This window comes from Stenotrophomonas maltophilia group sp. SKK55 (assembly GCF_057179845.1).
The window spans coordinates 98,314-115,241 of the sequence record NZ_JBXUHP010000018.1; the positions used below are offsets into that span (position 1 = coordinate 98,314).

A 16,928-nucleotide genomic window follows, 5' to 3' on the forward strand; every position below is an offset into this window, starting at 1 on the left:
GGGGGATCAGGGCTGGGCCGTCTGCAGGCTGTAGCGGGTGGTGGCGGTGAACACTGCACCATCAGGCTGGGTAGAGCGTACTTCGACCTTGTGGCTGCCCACGGCCAGGTCGGTCGGCAGCGCGCCACGCCACAGGTGCGGCGACGCGGTGGCCTCCGGCGAACGGTCGTAGCCGCGCAGGCTGCTGGCCAGATCATCGGCCACGTTCTCCACCATCAGGCGCGGATCGGGCTGGCTGACCTGCTTCATCGGCTGCCAGGCACCGCCATCGACGCGGTACTCGACCACGCTGGCGTCCTCGCCCATGTAGACGTTGGCGTAGACACCCCACGCCGGATAGGCCCCCTGGCGCAGCACCTTCGGCGCATGCAGGCCGATCTGCTCGCTGGCCGGCTTGCCCGCAGCGCGGTACTGCAGCTTGTAACTGCCATTGGCGGCGACGTCCAGCAACGCGTAGCCCTTTGGCGTGCCATCACTCATGGTGCTGTCCGGCACTCCGGCGGCGTCCTTCACCCCCGACCAGAACGCGCCGCAGTTGGCACCGACGTTGTATTCGTGCAGCGGCTTGTCACCGTTCCAGCCGTCGGCCTTGCCGTGGTAGACGTGCTGCTGGGTGTGGCTGTGGCCACTGAGCACCAGCACGTTGCGGAAGTCCTTCAGCAGGTCGAACAGGCGCTGGCGGTCAGCATGACGGAAGGTCTCGCGCCCCGGCGCGGCGTCGAACAGCGGGATGTGCATGCCCAGCACCAGCAGGCGGTCCTTGTGCAGGCCCTTCAGGTAGCTGGCAAGGAAAGCGAACTGGTCTTCGCGCAGGCCACCGACATACTTCGGCCTTGCGTTGGGGTCATACACCACGTCGTCGAGGAACACGAAACTGGCACCGCCCTCTTCCACCGCGTAGGTGTCCGGGCCGTAGATGTTGCGCCAGCTGTCCAGCGAATGCTCGTCGCTGGCTGCATCGAAATCGAGGTCGTGATTGCCCGGCACATGGAACCACGGCACGCCCAGCGACGTAGTGACCTTGTTGATTGCCGGATACAGGGTCAGATCGTCGTTGACGATGTCACCCAGGGTGGTGCCCATGCGCGCCTTGGTCTGGCCGACCAGCGGCGACACGATCGACTGCTGGTAGTAGCCGATGTCCTTCAGGCTGGCGGTCTGGGAGTCGGTGAAGACCAGCATCTGGAAGCCGCGACGGCTGTCACGGCGATCCGGCTGCAGCGCGAAATCCCAGTTGCGGGTGACATCGCTGGTGGCGGCGATGCCGCCGTACTTCAGCGCCGGCGAGCCGTTCGGGCGGAAATGGCGCCAGAACGAAGGCAGGCCGTCTGCCGCCTTCGGGAACGAATACGCATCGGGCTTGATCACGAACACGGTCTGGCCATCACGCACCGGCAGGCTGTAGCTGCCGTCGGCGGCGGTCTTGACGATGGCCTCGCCGTTGGAGACCTGCACCCCGGCCAGGCCCGGATCGGTCGCACCGCGGCCCGGCTTGCCGTCACGCTCCAGATAGACCTTGCCGGTGACCACGGTGTCCGCAGCCCAGGCCGGCGAGGTCAGCAACAGGCAGCACAGCCAGGCGGCAGGCAGTTTCATGGGAGGCATCCGGCAGAAAGAGACGCGGTATTGTAGAGCCGAACCATGCCCGGCTGCATTCAAGAAAAACAGCCGAGCATGGCTCGGCTCTACAGGTAGGTGCGGAGCGCTGCTCCGCACGCCTTCTTCAACGATGGCGTTTTTCCAGCACCGCCCGCGCATCGTCCAGCGACAGACCGCGCGCGCGCAGCAATACCAGCAGGTGGTACAGCAGGTCCGAAGCCTCACCGAGCAGTGCCTCGTCATCCTGCGCAACCGCCGCCAGCGCGGTCTCCACCCCCTCCTCACCCACCTTCTGTGCGATGCGGCGGATGCCGCCCTCGAACAGGCGGGTCGTATAGCTGCCCGGCGGGCGCTGCGCCTCACGCATCGCGACCAACTGGCCCAGCCCGCCCAGGAAGTCCTTCGGCGCCTGGTCGAAACAGCTCTCCGCACCCGTGTGGCAGGTCGGCCCCGCCGGGCGTGCCATCACCAGCAGCGTGTCGGCGTCACAGTCGACGCTGATCGATTGCACCACCAGCACGTTGCCGGACTGCTCGCCCTTGGTCCACAACCGCTGCTTGCTGCGGCTGAAGAAAGTCATGTGGCCGATGGCCACCGTGGCCGCCAGCGATTCTGCGCTGACATAACCCAGCATCAGCACCTGCAGGGTATCGGCATCCTGCACCACGGCCGGCAGCAAGCCGTCACCCTTGCCCCAGTCCAGTGCCTGCAATGCGTCCAACGAAGGCCTGACTTCAATAGACATCCCGCACCTCGATCTGCTGTCCGCGCAGGTAGCGCTTCAATTCTGGAATGGCGATGGCGCCGCTGTGGAACACGCTCGCCGCCAGCGCACCATCGACGTCGGCCTGGTCAAAGGCTTCGGCGAAGTGCTCCATCGCACCGGCACCACCGGAGGCGATCAGTGGCACCTGGCACAGTGCCCGCGCCTGCTGCAACTGTGCGACATCGTAGCCGCGGCGCACGCCATCGCTGTCCATGCAGTTCAGCACGATCTCACCGGCGCCCCGACGTTGCACCTCGACAATCCAGTCCAGGGTGCGCAGTGGCACCGCCTGGGTCTTGTCCGGGTCTCCGCTGAAGCGGCGCACCCGCCATTGGCCATCCGCTTCGCGCACCGAATCGACACCGACCACCACGCATTGCACGCCGAACTCGTCGGCCAGTTCAGTGATCAGTTCCGGGCGGCCCAGCGCGGGGGAGTTGATCGACACCTTGTCGGCACCGGCGAACAACACGCGACGCGCGGTTTCCACGCTGTCGATGCCCCCGGCCACGCAGAACGGAATGTCGATCAGCCGCGCGATGCGCTCGATCCAGGCAACGTCGACCGAACGCGCCTCGGGGCTGGCGCCGATGTCATAGAACACCAGCTCGTCCGCCCCTTGGTCGCGATAGCGCTGCGCCAGCTCGGCGATATCGCCCATGTCGACATGGTCGCGGAAACGCACGCCCTTGACCACGCGGCCATCGCGCACGTCCAGGCACGGAATGATGCGCCGGCTCAACATGCCAGTGCCTCCGCCAGGTCCATGCGCTGTTCCAGCAGCGCCTTGCCGAGGATCGCACCGCCGCAGCCAGCGGCACGCGCCTCGGCCACATCGGCCACGTCACGGATGCCGCCGGACGCCTGCACCGCCACCCCTGGCAGCAATGCCGACAGGTGCTGGTAGAGGCCGATATTGGGCCCGGCCAGCATGCCGTCGCGGGCGATGTCGGTGCACAAGAGGTGGCGCATGCCAGCGCGCGCGTAGCGCTGGGCCAGGTCATCCAGGGTCACCCCGGCGTTCTCGGTCCAGCCGTGCACCGGCAGCTGCCACTGCCCCTGTGCGTCCTGGCGCGCGTCCAGCGCAATCGTGATGCGCTCGGCGCCAAATTCCTCCAGCCAGCCCACCACTTCATCGGGGCGGCGCACCGCCAGCGAACCGACCACCACGCGGCCGGCGCCGGCATCGAGGATGCGCGCCACGTCGTCGCGGCCGCGCACGCCACCGCCGGTCTGCACCTGCAGCGGCGTGTGCGCGCGGATCGCCGCCAGCAGCGGCGCCAGCGTATAGCCACCGGCGCGTGCAGCATCCAGGTCGACCAGATGCATCCACTGCGCCCCCTGCGCGGCGAACGCCTGCGCGCGCGGCAGCGGATCGTCGCCGTAGGAGGTTTCCTGCGCGTAGTCGCCCTGGCGCAGCCGCACCACGCGGCCATCGCGGATATCCAGCGCGGGGTAGACGATGAAACTCATGCAGCAGTGCCCTCGAGGAAATTGCGCAGCATCAGCGAGCCGGTTTCGCCGGAACGCTCGGGGTGGAACTGTGCGCCGTAGTAACGCCCCTGCTCCACCACGGCAGTGAACAGGCCGCCGTGGTCGCAGGCAGCGACGGTGTGGGTATTGAGCGGCGCCGCATAGCTGTGCACGAAGTAGGCGCTGGCACGCTCCGGCACGCCTCGCAGCAGCAGCGATTCGCGCAGTGGCAGCAGCCGGTTCCAGCCCATGTGTGGCACGCGGATGCCGCAGGCCGGCACCAGCTTGCGCACCACGCCGGGAATCAGCCCCAGTGTCTCCACACCCGCTTCCTCGGAGCGCTCGAACAGCAATTGCATGCCGAGGCAGATGCCCATCAGCGGTACCTCCAGTCGCTGCAGCGGTTCCACCAGGCCCTGCGCGTGCAGGCGCTGCATGCCGGGACCGGCGGCGCCGACACCGGGCAGGATCACCCGCTGCGCGCCGATCAGGCCGTCCGCGTCGTGCACCAGCCGCACCGTCGCGCCCAGGCGCTCCAGTGCGTAGCGCACCGAGCCCAGGTTGGCACCTCCGGCATCGATCAGCGCGACGTCGCTCACAATGCCCCCTTGGTGCTCGGCAGTGCCGTGCCCTGCCGGGCCAGCGCCGGGCGCAGTGCGCGCGCCAGCGCCTTGAAGCAGGCCTCCACCTTGTGGTGATCGTTGTCGCCGCGCACCTGCAGGTTGAGGTTCAGGCCGCTGGCATCGCACAGCGAGCGGAAGAAATGCGGCACCAGCTCGGTCGGCATGTCGCCCACCCGCTCGCGCTTGAACTCGCCCTCGAACACGAAGTACGGGCGGCCGCTGAAGTCCAGCGCGGCGCTGGCCAGGGTCTCGTCCATCGGCAGGGTGAAGCCGTAGCGGCCGATGCCGCGCTTGTCGCCCAGCGCCTCGCGCAGGGCCTGGCCCAGGGCCAGCCCGGTGTCCTCGATGGTGTGGTGCTCGTCGATGTGCAGGTCACCCTCGGCCTGGATGTCGAGGGCGAAGCCGCCGTGCTTGCCGATCTGTTCGAGCATGTGGTCGAAGAACGGCAGGCCGGTGGCGATGCGCGCATCACCGGCGCGATCCAGGTCCAGCTCAACGCGGATTTTCGTTTCTTTGGTGTTGCGCTGGACCACGGCGGTGCGCGGCGCGTCGGCCAGCGCGTGCGCGATGCCCGGCCAGTCCCACTCGCCACCGAACTGTTCGGTACGCAACTGGAAGCCCCGGATGTTGAGGTTGTCGGCGAACTGCAGGTCGGTGATGCGGTCGCCAACCATGGCCGAGCGTGCCCAGTCGATGCTGCGGTCCTGCAGGTAGCCAGTCATCAGGCCGATGCCCGGCTTGCGGGTCGGCGCATTGTCCTGCGGCCAGCTGCAGTCGATCAGCACGTCACGGAAGGCGATGCCCTGGCTCTCGAAGATCTGCAGCATCAGGTCGTTCGGGCCATCGAAGCTGGCGCGCGGGTAGCTGTCGCTGCCCAGGCCGTCCTGGTTGGTGACAATCACGAACTGGTAGCCGGCATCACGCAGCTTCAGCAGCGCCGGGATCACCTGCGGCACGAAGCGCAGCTTCTCGTAGGCATCGATCTGGAAATCGGACGGCTCCTCGATGAGGGTGCCGTCGCGGTCGATGAACAGGATCGGGGTCATGCTGCGGCCCTCCGCGCCGACAGGGTCGCAAGCACGCGGTCATTCTCTTCGGGGCTGCCGATGCTGATGCGCAGCGCATCACCCAACTGCGGCGCGGCGCGCTGGTCACGCACCACCACGCCCGCAGCCAGCAGCGTATCGAACGCGGCCTGGGCATCGGCGAAGCGGACCAGCAGGTAGTTGCCGGATGAGCCGTAGACGCGACGCACGCCGGGCAGGCCCAGCAGCGCCACGCGCAGGCGTTCGCGCTCGGCAATCACCGTGGCTACGCGTTCAGCGGTCCGGGCCAGCGCGGTGGGTTGCAACGCCTGTACTGCCAGTTCCGCGCACGGCGTCGGCACCGGGTACGGCGCCTGGCAGCGGCGCAGCACAGCAATCAGTTCCGGGGCGGCGATCAGGGTTCCAATGCGCGCGGCAGCAAGAGCGTGCGCCTTCGACAGCGTGCGCAGCACCGCCAGATTCGGGTTCGCGGCCAGCAGCGTGGTCGCCGACGGGCGCTGCGCGTACTCCACATAGGCCTCGTCCACCACCACCAGCGCCTGCCCGCGCAGCGCAACCGCCACACGCTCGACCTCTTCCAAGGCGATGTCACTGCCGGCCGGGTTCGACGGTGCGCACAGGAACACCAGCTTGGCACCCTGCGCCTTGGCCGCATCGATCACCGCATCCAGATCGGCGCGCAGGCCATCCTCGCTGTCCACCAGCGGCACTTCAATCAATGCGGCACCCTGCAGGCGCGCGCAGACGGCGTACATGCCGAACACCGGCGGCGTGACCAGCACGCCATCGCGACCCGGCACGCACAGCGCGCGTACCAGCAGATCAATGGCCTCGTCGCTGCCGCGGCCGACCAGCAGCTGCTGCGGCGTCACGCCGTACAGCGCCGCCAAGCCTTCGCGCAACGCCAACGGTTGCGGCTCCGGATAGCGCCGGCTGCTGCCAGCCGCATCGGCCGGATTGGCCCAGGCCGACTCGTTGGCATTCAACCAGACCTCGCCCTGCACCACCGCACTGCGCGCCGAGCTGTAGCCGGCGAAGGCCTGCAGATCCGGGCGCACCAGTGCCAGCACGTCATCAATGGCGGCGCTCATGCGGCGGACTCCATGCGCAATGCAACCGCACGCTCGTGGGCATCCAGGCCTTCGGCGCTGGCGATGATGCGCGCGCAGCCGCCGATCGCGGCCAGGCCGGCGGCACTGGCGCTCTGCACGCTGATCAGGTTCTGGAAGCTGGCAACACTCACGCCGCTGTAGGCACGTGCGGCACCGGCGGTGGGCAGTACGTGGTTGGTGCCGCTGCAGTAGTCGCCCAGTGCTTCGGGGGTGAAGTCCCCCAGGAACACCGAGCCGGCCGCCTGCACCTGGTCCAGCCAGTCGCGCGGCTGGCGCAGCGCCAGGATCAAGTGCTCGGGCGCATAGCGGTTGCTGATCGCGAAGGCTTCCTCCAGCGAATCGACCTGGATCAGGCGCGAGGCCGACAGCGCCTGGCGCGCGATCTGCTCGCGCGGCAGCAGGGCCACCTGCCGCTCCACTTCGGCCTCGACCGCCGCCAGCATCGCGGCATCGTCGGTCAGCAGCAGCACCTGCGAATCCGGGCCATGCTCGGCCTGCGACAGCAGATCGGCAGCCACGAACGCCGGATTGGCACCCGCATCGGCGATCACCAGCACTTCCGACGGGCCGGCCGGCATGTCGATGGCGGCGGCGCCCTCCTGTGCGACCTGCTGCTTCGCTTCGGTCACGAAGCTGTTGCCCGGCCCGAACAGCTTGTCGCAGGCGGGAATGCTTGCGGTGCCATAGGCCATGGCAGCGATCGCCTGCGCGCCGCCCAGCTTGAACACGCGCTGCACGCCGGTCAGCCGCGCCGCCACCAGTACGGCCGGGTCTGCGCTGCCATCGGCGCGCGGCGGCGTGCACAGCACCACCTGCGGGCAGCCGGCCAGCTGTGCCGGAACGCCCAGCATCAGCGCGGTAGACGGCAGCGGCGCGCTGCCGGCCGGCACGTACAGGCCCACCCGACCGATCGGGCGCAGCATGCGTTCGCAGACTACGCCCGGCGCAGTTTCAACCGCGTAACCCTTGCCCATGCCGGCGGCGTGGAAGCGGGCGATGCGCTCGGCGGCGTCCACCATGGCCTGGCGCAGTTCGGCGGGGACAGCGGCCTCGGCCGCCGCGAACTCGGCTTCGCTCACTTCAAAGGACGACAGTTCGACACCATCGAAGCGTGCGGTGATCGCACGCAGCGCGTCGTCGCCCTGCGTGCGTACCTGTGCGATCAGCGTCGCCACCGCGTCGCGGGTCTGCTGCGCCACGGTCTGCACCGGGCGGGTCAATGCCGCGCTGCGCGCGGCCTCATCAAGTCGGGACCAGATCAGACGGTTCATGCCAGCGACCGCTCCACGCTCAGTACCATCAGGCCCTGCGCACCCGCGCGCTCGAGTTCCTCCATGCGCTGCCAGCTCAGCGGGCCAGGGCACATGGTCTGCAGGCGCAGCGCACCGCCATCGGCCGGCAACCGCACCAGCGGCTCGGCATCGGCCAGCAACTGCGCCAGCGCGTCGACGCGGTCCTCGCTGGCGCGGAACATCAGCAGCTTGCGGTCCTGGCGCTGCACCACGCCATCGAGGCGGCGCAGCAGCATCGCGCGCAGCGAAGCCCGTGCATCATCCGGCACCCTTACTGCACCGGCCAGCACCGCCTCGCTGTCGAGCAGGTTGTGTACCGGGGTCAACTGGTTGGCGCGCAGCGTGGCACCGCTGGAGACCAGATCACAGATCAGGTCGGCAGTGCCCAGGCGTGGGGCGATTTCCACCGAACCGGACAATTCGACCACCTGCGCGTCCACGCCCTGCTCCGCCAGCCACTGCGTGAGGATGGCCGGGTAGCTGGTGGCGATGCGGGTACCGGCCAGCTGCGCCGGACCCTGCCACTGCCATTCCTCCGGCACCGCCAGCATCAGCCGGCACTGGCCGAAGCCCAGCCCGCGCAGCGCCTGATAGGCGTCAGGCAGGCCGATCTGGCGGCGTGCCGCGGCCTGCTCGTCCAGTTCATTGCGGCCGACGATGCCGAGGTCGCAGACGCCGTCAGCGATCAGGCCGGGGATGTCGTCGTCGCGCACCAGCAGCAGGTCTACCGGCAGCGATTCACCGTAGCAGAACAACTTGTCACGGCTTTCGCGCCAGCTCAGGCCACAGGCGCTGAGCAGGTTGCGGGCGGGCTCGGCCAGCCGGCCACTCTTCTGGATGGCGATACGCAGCCGGTCTCTTGCCGGCGCTGCCTGGGTTGCACTCATGGGGGAGGTCTCGAAGTTCGGAACGGGGCGCGGATCAGCGCGAAGCAAGGCGGTCGATGGCAGCGGCATAGCCTCGATGGCCATGCTCGAGCGTGCGCGCCACCCGTCCGGTGGTGGTCACGCTCACGCCGGTGCGCTCGTGGATCTCGCGATACGGCACGCCCTGCTGCAGCAACGGCACCACTTTCCAGCGGTCGGCCATGGCTTCCAGTTCGGCCGGCGTGCACAGATCGCGCAGGAAGGCTTCCACCTGCTCCGGCTCGCGCAGGGCGGCAAAGGCCAGGGCCAAGGCTTCCAGGTCGGCCTTCGGGTCTTTGGCGGCAATCTCGGGGCGGGCTTTCACGGGGCTGTTTCCATGCATCAATGTAATAACGCGTTAGTACATTAGCGCATTCTTGCGCAGTGCGTCAAATCGTCAGTTGGGGTACGGCAGGGCTGCTGCCCTGCACCCGCAGAGGCAAGAGCCAGAGCAACAGCAAAGCTGGTTTCCGAGGGTTGGCGGGATGGATCCGCTTGAGGGGGGCGCTGCAAGTACCCCTCCGGGGCCCGGCCCAGCCGCTGGCGGCTGTGCGTTCGGGCGCTTGCGAAGCAGTGCTTCGCAAGCAAAGCGCCCTCACCCATGTAAGCTCGGTCGCCGCATTTATGCGGCTCACGCCCCCTCAACCGGACCCACCCCGCCTTCGACAGTTGGCCGCGAGCTGTCGGGACGGCCGGGGCCCGGAAACGAAAACGCCCACCGGTTGGTGGGCGTTTCCTTGAAGCGTTGCATGCTGCCAGTGGCCGTTACATCACCTTGGACTGCTCCAGCTCCACCTGCAGGGTGCTGGCCAGTTCATCGCGCGACACTTCGAACTGCTGCTCGCGCACCAGGTCCTTCACCGCCACCACGCCGCGCGCCAGCTCGTCCTCACCGGCCAGCACCACGAAGCGGATGCCCGCCTTGGCGGCGTACTGGAACTGCTTGCCGATCTTCTTCGGCTCCATCTGCACTTCGGTATTGATGCCACCGGCGCGCAGCCGACGCGCGATGTCCAGCGACTGCGGCATGCCCTGCTCGTCCATCAGCGCCACCAGCGCCTGCACGCTGCTGGCCTCGATGCCATCGATCAAGCCGGCCTCGCGCAGCTGCCAGAACAGGCGCGACAGGCCGATGGAAATGCCCACGCCCGGCAACTTGGACTTGCTGTAGTGGCTGGCCAGGTCTTCGTAGCGGCCGCCCGAGCAGATCGAGCCGATCTGCGGGTGGTCGGTCAACGTTGTCTCGTAGACGGTGCCGGTGTAGTAGTCCAGGCCGCGCGCAATGGAGAAGTTCAGGCAGTACGCGGTTTCCGGCACGCCCAGCGCCTGCACCAGCTGCAGCACTTCGCGCAGTTCGGCCACGCCGGTACGCAGGATCTCCGAAGAACCGGCGTCGGCTTCAAGCGTTGCCAGCTGCGCCAGCGCATCGGCATGGCCCTGCGAACGCACGGCCACGAATGCCAGGATCTTCTCGACCTGCTCGGCCGGGATGTTGAAGCCCTCGCCCACCAGCGTCTCGCGCACGTAATCGGCGCCGCGCTTGTCCAGCTTGTCCACTTCACGCAGCACCGCCAGCTGGCGCTCGCCTTCGGCCACGCCGAGGCTCTCGAAGAAGCCGCGCATGAGCTTGCGGTTGTTCAGCTGGATGCTGAAGTCACCGATGCGCAGTTCCGAGAACACGGCGTGGATGACCGCCAGCACTTCGGCATCATAGCGAACGCTCAGGCTGTCCTTGCCGATCACGTCGATGTCGCACTGGTAGAACTCGCGGAAACGGCCGCGCTGGGCACGCTCGCCGCGGTACACGCGCTGCATCTGGTAGCGACGGAACGGGAAGGTGAGTTCGTGTTCGTGCTCGGCCACGTAGCGTGCCAGCGGCACGGTCAGGTCGAAGCGCAGCGCCATCTCCGGCAGCGAACGGTCGCCCGATTCGGCCGCATTGGCCAGCGCACCGGTGGACTGCACGAAGTACACCTGGCGCTCGGTCTCGCCGCCGGACTTGGTCAGCAGCACGTCGGACAGCTCGAACACCGGCGTCTCCACCGGCAGGAACCCGAAGCGCTCGTAGTTGCGGCGGATCACGTCCAGCATGCGCTGGAACGCAATCTGCTCGCGCGGCAGCAGTTCAAGGGTGCCGGGCGGGGTACGGGGCTTGATCACGGGCGGAACTCCTGCTGGAACGGGACGTGGGAGGGGGCGACATTCTAGCGCCCCCGCCTCGGGCAGGGTCGAACGGCCGCTTGAAGTATCATAAGGCCCTCCCCGCCCGCGATACGCCCCCGCAACATGTCACGGCCTTCCGGCGCTCCGCCCGCCACCAACGATCCCGCCTCGCCGTCCTGCACCACGCTGGACTGCCTGCACTGCTCGGTTCGCCACCTTGCGGTGTGCTCGGCGCTGTCGCCCGATGAAGTGCAGGCGCTGGAACAGGTCACCGTTTCGCAGCAGGTCAGCATGGGCAGCACGCTGGCCCGCACGGGTGAAGAACGCGACCATGTCTATACATTGACTGCCGGCGCACTGCGCCTGGTACGCACCCTGGCCGACGGCCGCCGCCAGATCAACGGCTTCGTGCTGCCCGGCGACTACCTGGGCCTGAGCGGCAGCGACCATCACCGTTACGACATCGAAGCCATCGCCGACAGCCGTGTCTGCCGCGTCGCGCTGCCACAGATGAAGGCGCTCCGCAGCCGCTTCCCGCACTTGGAGCGCAAGCTGCTGCAGCGTGCCTGCCAGGAACTGGATGCCGCGCAGGACGCTGCACTGGCGCTGGCACGCCTGCAGCCGGCCGAGAAGCTGGCTGATTTCCTGCTGCGCCTGGCCGCGCGTGAAGCCAGGCTGGGCGGCGACGGCCTGCGCGTGTCGCTGCCGATGGGCCGAGGCGACATCGCCGACCATCTGGGCCTGACCATGGAAACGGTCAGCCGCACCTTCACCAAGCTGCGCCAGCAAGGGCTGATTGCCCTGCCCCACCTGAACGTAGTGGAGATCCTCGACGAGGACGGGCTGCGCACACTGGCCGGTGAAGGATTGATCTGACCGCACTGCGGTTGCTGGGATTGCCGGCCAGCGGCCGGCAACCACATCCATCTCCGATCAACGCAACAACACCTGGCGCAACGCCGCGTAATCGGCGGCCAACGGTTCGGCGTGCGCCGGCCGTTGCAACAACGCATCCAATGCCGGCGGCACGGCCACAGGTTCGCCGATCAACGGCTCGACCACGGCCTCGAACTTGGCCGGATGCGCGGTGGCCACCACCGCCCAGTCGCCCTTGGCACCACGGGCGCGCAGGTCCTGCAGCACCTTCACCGCCGTAGCCGTATGCGGGCAGAACAGCTCGCCCCTGCTGGCATGCGCGGCGGCAATGGTGGCCCGGATGGTCACGTCATCCACCGCAAACGCCCGGAAGGCAGCACGCAGTTCGGCATCGTCGCCCTGGTAGAGCCAGCGCAGGCGCTCGAAGTTGCTGGGCGCCCCCACATCCATGGCATTGGCCACGGTCGCCACGCTGGCCTGCGGGTAGTACTCGCCACCGTTGAAGTACGCCGGCAATACGGCGTTGGCATTGGTGCCCAGCACGATCTGTCCGATCGGCACGCCCAGCGCGCGGGCCAGCACTGCGGCCATTGCGTTGCCCAGGTTGCCGGTCGGCACCACCAGGTTGAGCCGGCGACGATGCAAGGCGTAGTGGCTCAGTGCCGTATGTGCGTAGTAACTCATCTGCGGCAGCAGGCGACCGAGGCTGATGCTGTTGGCCGAGCTCAGCGGCACCTGTGCCTGCAGTTCGCGGTCGGCCAGCGCCTGCTTGACCATGGCCTGGCAGTCGTCGAAGGCACCGGCCACGCGCAGCGCCTGGATGTTGTCACCGAAGCAGCCGAGCTGGTGCGCCTGGCGCGGTGACACGCGGCCATCGGGATACAGCACCACCACGCGCACGCCCGGCTGGCGATGGAACGCCGCAGCAACGGCGGCGCCGGTATCGCCAGACGTGGCGACAACAATGGTCAGGTCGCGGTCCTTGCCGGCCTGGAGCCGCGACAGCGTACCGGCCAGGAAACGCGCACCAATGTCCTTGAACGCCGCCGTCGGTCCATGGAACAGTTCCAGCACGTGGTCACCGTCGCCGAGCGCGCGCAGCGGCACCGGGAAGTCGAACGCCTCGCGGCAGATCGACGGTAATCCGGCCTCCAGCGCATCCCCGGCGAAGAACGGTGCCAGTAGATCTGCGGCGGTATCGGCCAGGGTCGCACCGGCTTCCAGCTCACGTGGCGCCGGCAGTGCCTGGGGCACGTACAGGCCACCATCGGGTGCCAAGCCTGCAGCAATGGCCGCGCTGAGGCCAACGGCCGGGGACCGGCCGCGGGTCGAAACGAATTGCATGGGTTCAGTATCCAAAGAGGGAGAAGGATTCAGCACAGCCGGGCTCCCGGCGTATCCAGAGGCGACACCCAGGCATCGCTGTCAAAGCCGGCAGCAGCGAATGCGGCCTGCACCGGCGCCGCGGCAGCGTGGGCCTGGTCGGCATCTTCGAACCAGGCGAACACGCTGGGGCCGGCACCGGAGATGCCTGCGCCCATTGCGCGGGCTGACAACGCCGCATCGCGAGCCGCCTCGAAGCCGCCGATCAGTCCCGCCCGTCGCGGCTCCACCAGCACATCGCGCAGGCCAGCGCGCACCAGCGCCGCGTCGCTGCGATGGCAGCCGCTGAGCACCAGCGCAAGATTCGCACTCTGCGCCACGAATTCACCCAGCGCATAGCTGCCTTGCAGCGCCTGGCGTGCCAGACGGGTTTCCAGCACCGCGTGCGGGTGCACCAGCAGGCTGTGCCAACTGGCTGGCACAGGGATCGGCAGCAGGCGGTCAGCCGTGCACAACGCCAGCCCGCCGAGCAGCAGCGGCCCCACGTTGTCACCATGGCGGCCCCCACTGGCCACGGCCTCGCCATCCAGCGCAAACGGGTACAGCGCCTCGCGCGAGAGCGGCGCATCCAGCAATGCATTGGCAGCAACCAGCGCAGCGACGCACGAGGCTGCCGAGCCCCCCATGCCGGAGCCGAATGGAATGCCCTTGTCGATCTCCACCGCGAAGCCGAAGTGCAGGCCCAGCCCTGCGCGCAGCGACATCAACGCCGCACCTGCCGTGTTTCCGGCCGCCTCCAGTGGAAGTTCGACCGCACTGCCACGGATGGCCTCGATGCGCACCACCGGCTCATCGATACGCCGCACGCTCACCGTATCGCCAACGCCTGCAATGGCATGCCCCAGTATGTCGAAGCCCACCGCCACATTGGCCACCGAGGCGGGCGCAAATGCACGTGCGATCACAGGCGTGCTCCCTCGCCAGCGGCTACCCGCAGCAGGTCGGCGAACACGCCCGCCGCCGTCACTTCCGGTCCAGCGCCCGGTCCCTGCACCACCAGCGGGTTGTCGCAGTAGCGGCGGGTACGGAACTGCACCACGTTGTCGGTCAGCCGCAGGTTGGCGAAGGCATGGTCGGCCGGCAGTTCCTGCAGGCCCACCGAGGCACCGTCGGTGCCCAGCCGTGCCACGTAGCGCAGCACCGCGCCACGCGCCCGCGCATCCTGCAGGCGCTGCAGCAGGCTGGCGTCGGACTCGCCCAGCCGCGCCATGAAGTCATCCACGCTGCCGTCGCGCAGCAGTGCCGGCACCAGGCTTTCCACCTGTACCTGTTCCAGGCTGAGCGCGTGGCCGGCCTCGCGTGCAAGGATCACCAGCTTGCGTGCCACGTCCACACCGGACAGATCATCGCGCGGGTCCGGCTCGGTATAGCCCATCGACCGCGCCTGCGCGACCAGCTGCGAGAACGGCTGGCTGCCATCGAAGCGGTTGAACAGCCAGGCCAGCGTGCCGGAGAAGATGCCCTCGATGGCCAGCACCTCGTCACCGGTATCGACCAGGTCGCGCAGCGTGGTGATCACCGGCAGGCCCGCGCCCACCGTGGCCTCGTAGCGGAAGCGCGCACCACTGGCCGCTGCGGCGGCGCGGATGCGCTGGTAGCGCGGCAGCGGCCCGGCACCCGCCTGTTTGTTCGGGGTGACCACATGGATGCCCGCCGCCAACCAGCCCTCGTAGCGCTCGGCCACCTCGGCACTGCCACTGCAGTCGATCACCACCGCATGCGGCAGGTGCGCAGCCAGCAGGTGCTCGGTGAAACGATCAAGGTCGCTGGATTCACCCGCGTCCCGCAGGGCCTCACGCCAGTCCGCATGCAGGCCGTCCACTTCCAGGCGCATGCGCGAACGCGAGGCCAGCGCACGCAGGCGAAGATCCACATTGGCCTTGGCCAGCAGCTGCGGGCGCGCGGCCAGCAACTGATCCAGCAGTGCGGCGCCAACGTTGCCGGGCCCGATCACACCGACCGCGAAGGTCTGCGGCGACAGCCAGAAGCCTGCATGCGCCGCGCGCAACGCACGGGTGGCATCGGCACTATCCACGGCGACCGAGATGTTGCGCTCGGACGAGCCCTGCGCGATCGCCAGGATGTTCACCTGCGCACGCCCCAGTGCCTCGAACAGGCGCGCCGCCACACCTGGCTGCCCGGCCATGCCGTCACCGACCGCAGCCAGTACGCTGACGCCCTCACTGACCTGCACGCGCTGCACCTGTCCCGCTGACAACTCGTGCGCAAAGGCGTGCAGCAGTGCATCACGGCCACGGCCGGCTTCGGCAGCACGCACCACGCAGCAGATTGAATGTTCCGAGGAACCCTGCGAGATCATCACCACCGACACCTGCGCCTGGCGCAGGGCGGCAAACACGCGCTCGGCGGTACCCGGCACGCCGATCAGGCCGGTGCCTTCCAGGTTCAGCAGGGCCAGGCCGGGACTCAGGGTCAGGCCCTTCACCGGCCCGCGCGGCGAGCGCTCGGCGCTGATCCGCGTACCCGGATGCGCCGGCTGGAACGTATTGCGGATGAAAATCGGCAGGCCGAGGCGGATCGCCGGCGACATGGTCTGCGGATGCACCACCTTGGCGCCGAAGTACGCCAGTTCGCAGGCCTCGTCGTAGCTCAGCGCTTCCAGCTGCACCGCCTCGGGCACCAGCCGTGGGTCCGCCGACAGCACGCCATCGACATCGGTCCAGATGTGCAGCTCGTCAGCGTTGAACAGCGCGGCAAAGATCGCACCGGAATAGTCGCTGCCGTTGCGGCCGAGGGTGGTGATGCGGTCATCGCGATCGCGTGCGACGAATCCGGTGGCAACCAGGCGCGGCTGCGGATGCTGCAGGCGCCACTTGGCCAGGCGGTCGGCACTGGCTTCCCAGTCGACATCCACGCCGAGTTCGCCATGCCCGACCACAAGCACATCGCGCGCGTCGAGTACCGCGCAGTCTTCGCCCAGCGCGCGCAGGTGGGTACCAAGCAGCTGTGCGGAAAACACTTCGCCCAAGCCCTGCACACGGTCCAGCACCTCGCGCGGCAGCTCGCCGATCACTGCCAGCGCGGCCAGCACTTCGGCCAACTGATCGAAGCGGGCGTCGATCCATTCAACCGTCTCGCCCACCTGCTCGCCCAGCAGCGCCACGGCAGCGCCGCGATGGCGTGCGCGCAGGGCATGCCAGGCCTCACGCCAGCCTTGATCGCCCTTGGCCGCCAGCTGGGCCAGTTCGATCAGCGCGTCGGTGACGCCCTTCATCGCCGAGACAACAGTGACCTGCAGCGATTCGGGGCGGGCCAGCAGCAGGCCGCCCACATGGCGATAGCGTTCGGCATCGGCCACCGAGGTGCCGCCGAACTTGTGCACGACGGTGGACGGTGCAGCCAGGTCGGCCGGGGCAACGGAATGAGCGGGAGCGTGGGAAGACATGCAGACCTCGGTAGGAGGCCCCGTCGCATGCAGGTGTCGAGTTTCCCCGCCACCTGTAGGTGCGGGGCCGTGGTTTTCGGGAGTTACACGAAGACGACGGGCCGCACCAGGGCAGTGGTGACGGTGGTGGTGGTAATGGTGGTGATGGTCGCGACCGGCGCAGTCGAACGGCCCGCAATGGCGGGGGCGATCAGGCTGGCGTGGGCGGCATCAAGGACCATGGCGCACAGAAAACACCGTGCGCCCGGCCGCTGTCAAGTGCTGCGATGCAGAAAATCGATGCA

General features: G+C 68.3%; 16 protein-coding genes. 1 reads left to right on the top strand and 15 read right to left on the bottom strand.

The features are described from left to right. Positions 1–6: 6 nt before the first annotated feature. The 11 genes from AC2A1N_RS09450 to hisS form a co-directional block, all read right to left on the bottom strand. Positions 7–1,596 (bottom strand): calcineurin-like phosphoesterase C-terminal domain-containing protein, encoded by a 1,590-nt coding sequence (locus tag AC2A1N_RS09450; protein WP_242891576.1) that lies wholly within the window; start codon positions 1,594–1,596, stop codon positions 7–9. A gap of 127 nt (positions 1,597–1,723) precedes the next feature. After that, positions 1,724–2,344: a bifunctional phosphoribosyl-AMP cyclohydrolase/phosphoribosyl-ATP diphosphatase HisIE gene (hisIE, locus tag AC2A1N_RS09455; RefSeq protein ID WP_242891574.1), complete on the bottom strand. Its 621-nt coding sequence runs from the start codon at positions 2,342–2,344 to the stop codon at positions 1,724–1,726. Then, positions 2,334–3,110 (bottom strand): imidazole glycerol phosphate synthase subunit HisF, encoded by a 777-nt coding sequence (gene hisF / locus AC2A1N_RS09460; RefSeq protein ID WP_242891565.1) that lies wholly within the window; start codon positions 3,108–3,110, stop codon positions 2,334–2,336. Before hisF ends, hisIE begins: the two co-directional genes overlap by 11 nt. Then, entirely contained in the window at positions 3,104–3,838 is a 735-nt protein-coding gene (gene hisA / locus AC2A1N_RS09465; RefSeq protein WP_061477830.1) for a 1-(5-phosphoribosyl)-5-[(5-phosphoribosylamino)methylideneamino]imidazole-4-carboxamide isomerase, read from the bottom strand. Before hisA ends, hisF begins: the two co-directional genes overlap by 7 nt. Next, positions 3,835–4,437 (bottom strand): imidazole glycerol phosphate synthase subunit HisH, encoded by a 603-nt coding sequence (hisH, locus tag AC2A1N_RS09470; protein ID WP_242891556.1) that lies wholly within the window; start codon positions 4,435–4,437, stop codon positions 3,835–3,837. The genes hisA and hisH overlap by 4 nt, the downstream gene beginning before the upstream one ends. Further along, positions 4,434–5,507 carry a bifunctional histidinol-phosphatase/imidazoleglycerol-phosphate dehydratase HisB gene (hisB, locus tag AC2A1N_RS09475; RefSeq protein ID WP_242891541.1) on the bottom strand — a complete coding sequence of 358 codons (1,074 nt, stop codon included), beginning with the start codon at positions 5,505–5,507 and terminating at the stop codon, positions 4,434–4,436. The genes hisH and hisB overlap by 4 nt, the downstream gene beginning before the upstream one ends. After that, a complete protein-coding gene (gene hisC, locus AC2A1N_RS09480; RefSeq protein WP_242891538.1) occupies positions 5,504–6,598 on the bottom strand; it encodes a histidinol-phosphate transaminase in 1,095 nt (364 codons plus the stop codon). Before hisC ends, hisB begins: the two co-directional genes overlap by 4 nt. After that, a complete protein-coding gene (gene hisD, locus AC2A1N_RS09485; RefSeq protein ID WP_242891536.1) occupies positions 6,595–7,890 on the bottom strand; it encodes a histidinol dehydrogenase in 1,296 nt (431 codons plus the stop codon). Before hisD ends, hisC begins: the two co-directional genes overlap by 4 nt. Further along, positions 7,887–8,798, bottom strand: a complete 912-nt coding sequence (hisG, locus tag AC2A1N_RS09490) for an ATP phosphoribosyltransferase (protein WP_049438529.1) — start codon at positions 8,796–8,798, stop codon at positions 7,887–7,889. Before hisG ends, hisD begins: the two co-directional genes overlap by 4 nt. Before the next feature lie 34 nt (positions 8,799–8,832). Continuing rightward, entirely contained in the window at positions 8,833–9,141 is a 309-nt protein-coding gene (locus AC2A1N_RS09495; protein ID WP_088497315.1) for a YerC/YecD family TrpR-related protein, read from the bottom strand. Between the two features lie 440 nt (positions 9,142–9,581). After that, a complete protein-coding gene (hisS, locus tag AC2A1N_RS09500) occupies positions 9,582–10,976 on the bottom strand; it encodes a histidine--tRNA ligase (protein WP_188248188.1) in 1,395 nt (464 codons plus the stop codon). Positions 10,977–11,102: 126 nt separating this feature from the next. On the opposite strand from hisS, the gene AC2A1N_RS09505 reads away from it, so the two are divergent. Continuing rightward, positions 11,103–11,855 carry a Crp/Fnr family transcriptional regulator gene (locus AC2A1N_RS09505; protein ID WP_005416324.1) on the top strand — a complete coding sequence of 251 codons (753 nt, stop codon included), beginning with the start codon at positions 11,103–11,105 and terminating at the stop codon, positions 11,853–11,855. Positions 11,856–11,912: 57 nt separating this feature from the next. Here AC2A1N_RS09505 and thrC read toward each other — a convergent pair whose 3' ends face one another. The 4 genes from thrC to AC2A1N_RS09525 form a co-directional block, all read right to left on the bottom strand. Then, on the bottom strand, positions 11,913–13,199 hold the full coding sequence (gene thrC, locus AC2A1N_RS09510) for a threonine synthase (protein WP_242891534.1): 1,287 nt from the start codon (positions 13,197–13,199) through the stop codon (positions 11,913–11,915). 29 nt (positions 13,200–13,228) lie between these two features. Further along, positions 13,229–14,143, bottom strand: coding sequence for a homoserine kinase (locus tag AC2A1N_RS09515; RefSeq protein WP_111201725.1), 915 nt, complete (start codon positions 14,141–14,143; stop codon positions 13,229–13,231). Continuing rightward, positions 14,140–16,644 carry a bifunctional aspartate kinase/homoserine dehydrogenase I gene (thrA, locus tag AC2A1N_RS09520; protein ID WP_134968648.1) on the bottom strand — a complete coding sequence of 835 codons (2,505 nt, stop codon included), beginning with the start codon at positions 16,642–16,644 and terminating at the stop codon, positions 14,140–14,142. Before thrA ends, AC2A1N_RS09515 begins: the two co-directional genes overlap by 4 nt. 83 nt (positions 16,645–16,727) lie before the next feature. Further along, a complete protein-coding gene (locus AC2A1N_RS09525) occupies positions 16,728–16,865 on the bottom strand; it encodes a hypothetical protein (RefSeq protein ID WP_162911581.1) in 138 nt (45 codons plus the stop codon). Positions 16,866–16,928 lie beyond the last annotated feature (63 nt).

Bases quoted from the DNA above. Each gene is read 5' to 3' on its own strand.
- hisG (WP_049438529.1), bottom strand. From the start codon at position 8,798: ATGAGTGCAACCCAGGCAGCGCCGGCAAGAGACCGGCTGCGTATCGCC.
- AC2A1N_RS09525 (WP_162911581.1), bottom strand. From the start codon at position 16,865: ATGGTCCTTGATGCCGCCCACGCCAGCCTGATCGCCCCCGCCATTGCG.
- hisB (WP_242891541.1), bottom strand. From the start codon at position 5,507: ATGACCCCGATCCTGTTCATCGACCGCGACGGCACCCTCATCGAGGAG.
- hisA (WP_061477830.1), bottom strand. From the start codon at position 3,838: ATGAGTTTCATCGTCTACCCCGCGCTGGATATCCGCGATGGCCGCGTG.
- hisD (WP_242891536.1), bottom strand. From the start codon at position 7,890: ATGAACCGTCTGATCTGGTCCCGACTTGATGAGGCCGCGCGCAGCGCG.
- AC2A1N_RS09505 (WP_005416324.1), top strand. From the start codon at position 11,103: ATGTCACGGCCTTCCGGCGCTCCGCCCGCCACCAACGATCCCGCCTCG.
- hisC (WP_242891538.1), bottom strand. From the start codon at position 6,598: ATGAGCGCCGCCATTGATGACGTGCTGGCACTGGTGCGCCCGGATCTG.
- hisF (WP_242891565.1), bottom strand. From the start codon at position 3,110: ATGTTGAGCCGGCGCATCATTCCGTGCCTGGACGTGCGCGATGGCCGC.
- hisIE (WP_242891574.1), bottom strand. From the start codon at position 2,344: ATGTCTATTGAAGTCAGGCCTTCGTTGGACGCATTGCAGGCACTGGAC.
- thrC (WP_242891534.1), bottom strand. From the start codon at position 13,199: ATGCAATTCGTTTCGACCCGCGGCCGGTCCCCGGCCGTTGGCCTCAGC.
- thrA (WP_134968648.1), bottom strand. From the start codon at position 16,644: ATGTCTTCCCACGCTCCCGCTCATTCCGTTGCCCCGGCCGACCTGGCT.
- AC2A1N_RS09450 (WP_242891576.1), bottom strand. From the start codon at position 1,596: ATGAAACTGCCTGCCGCCTGGCTGTGCTGCCTGTTGCTGACCTCGCCG.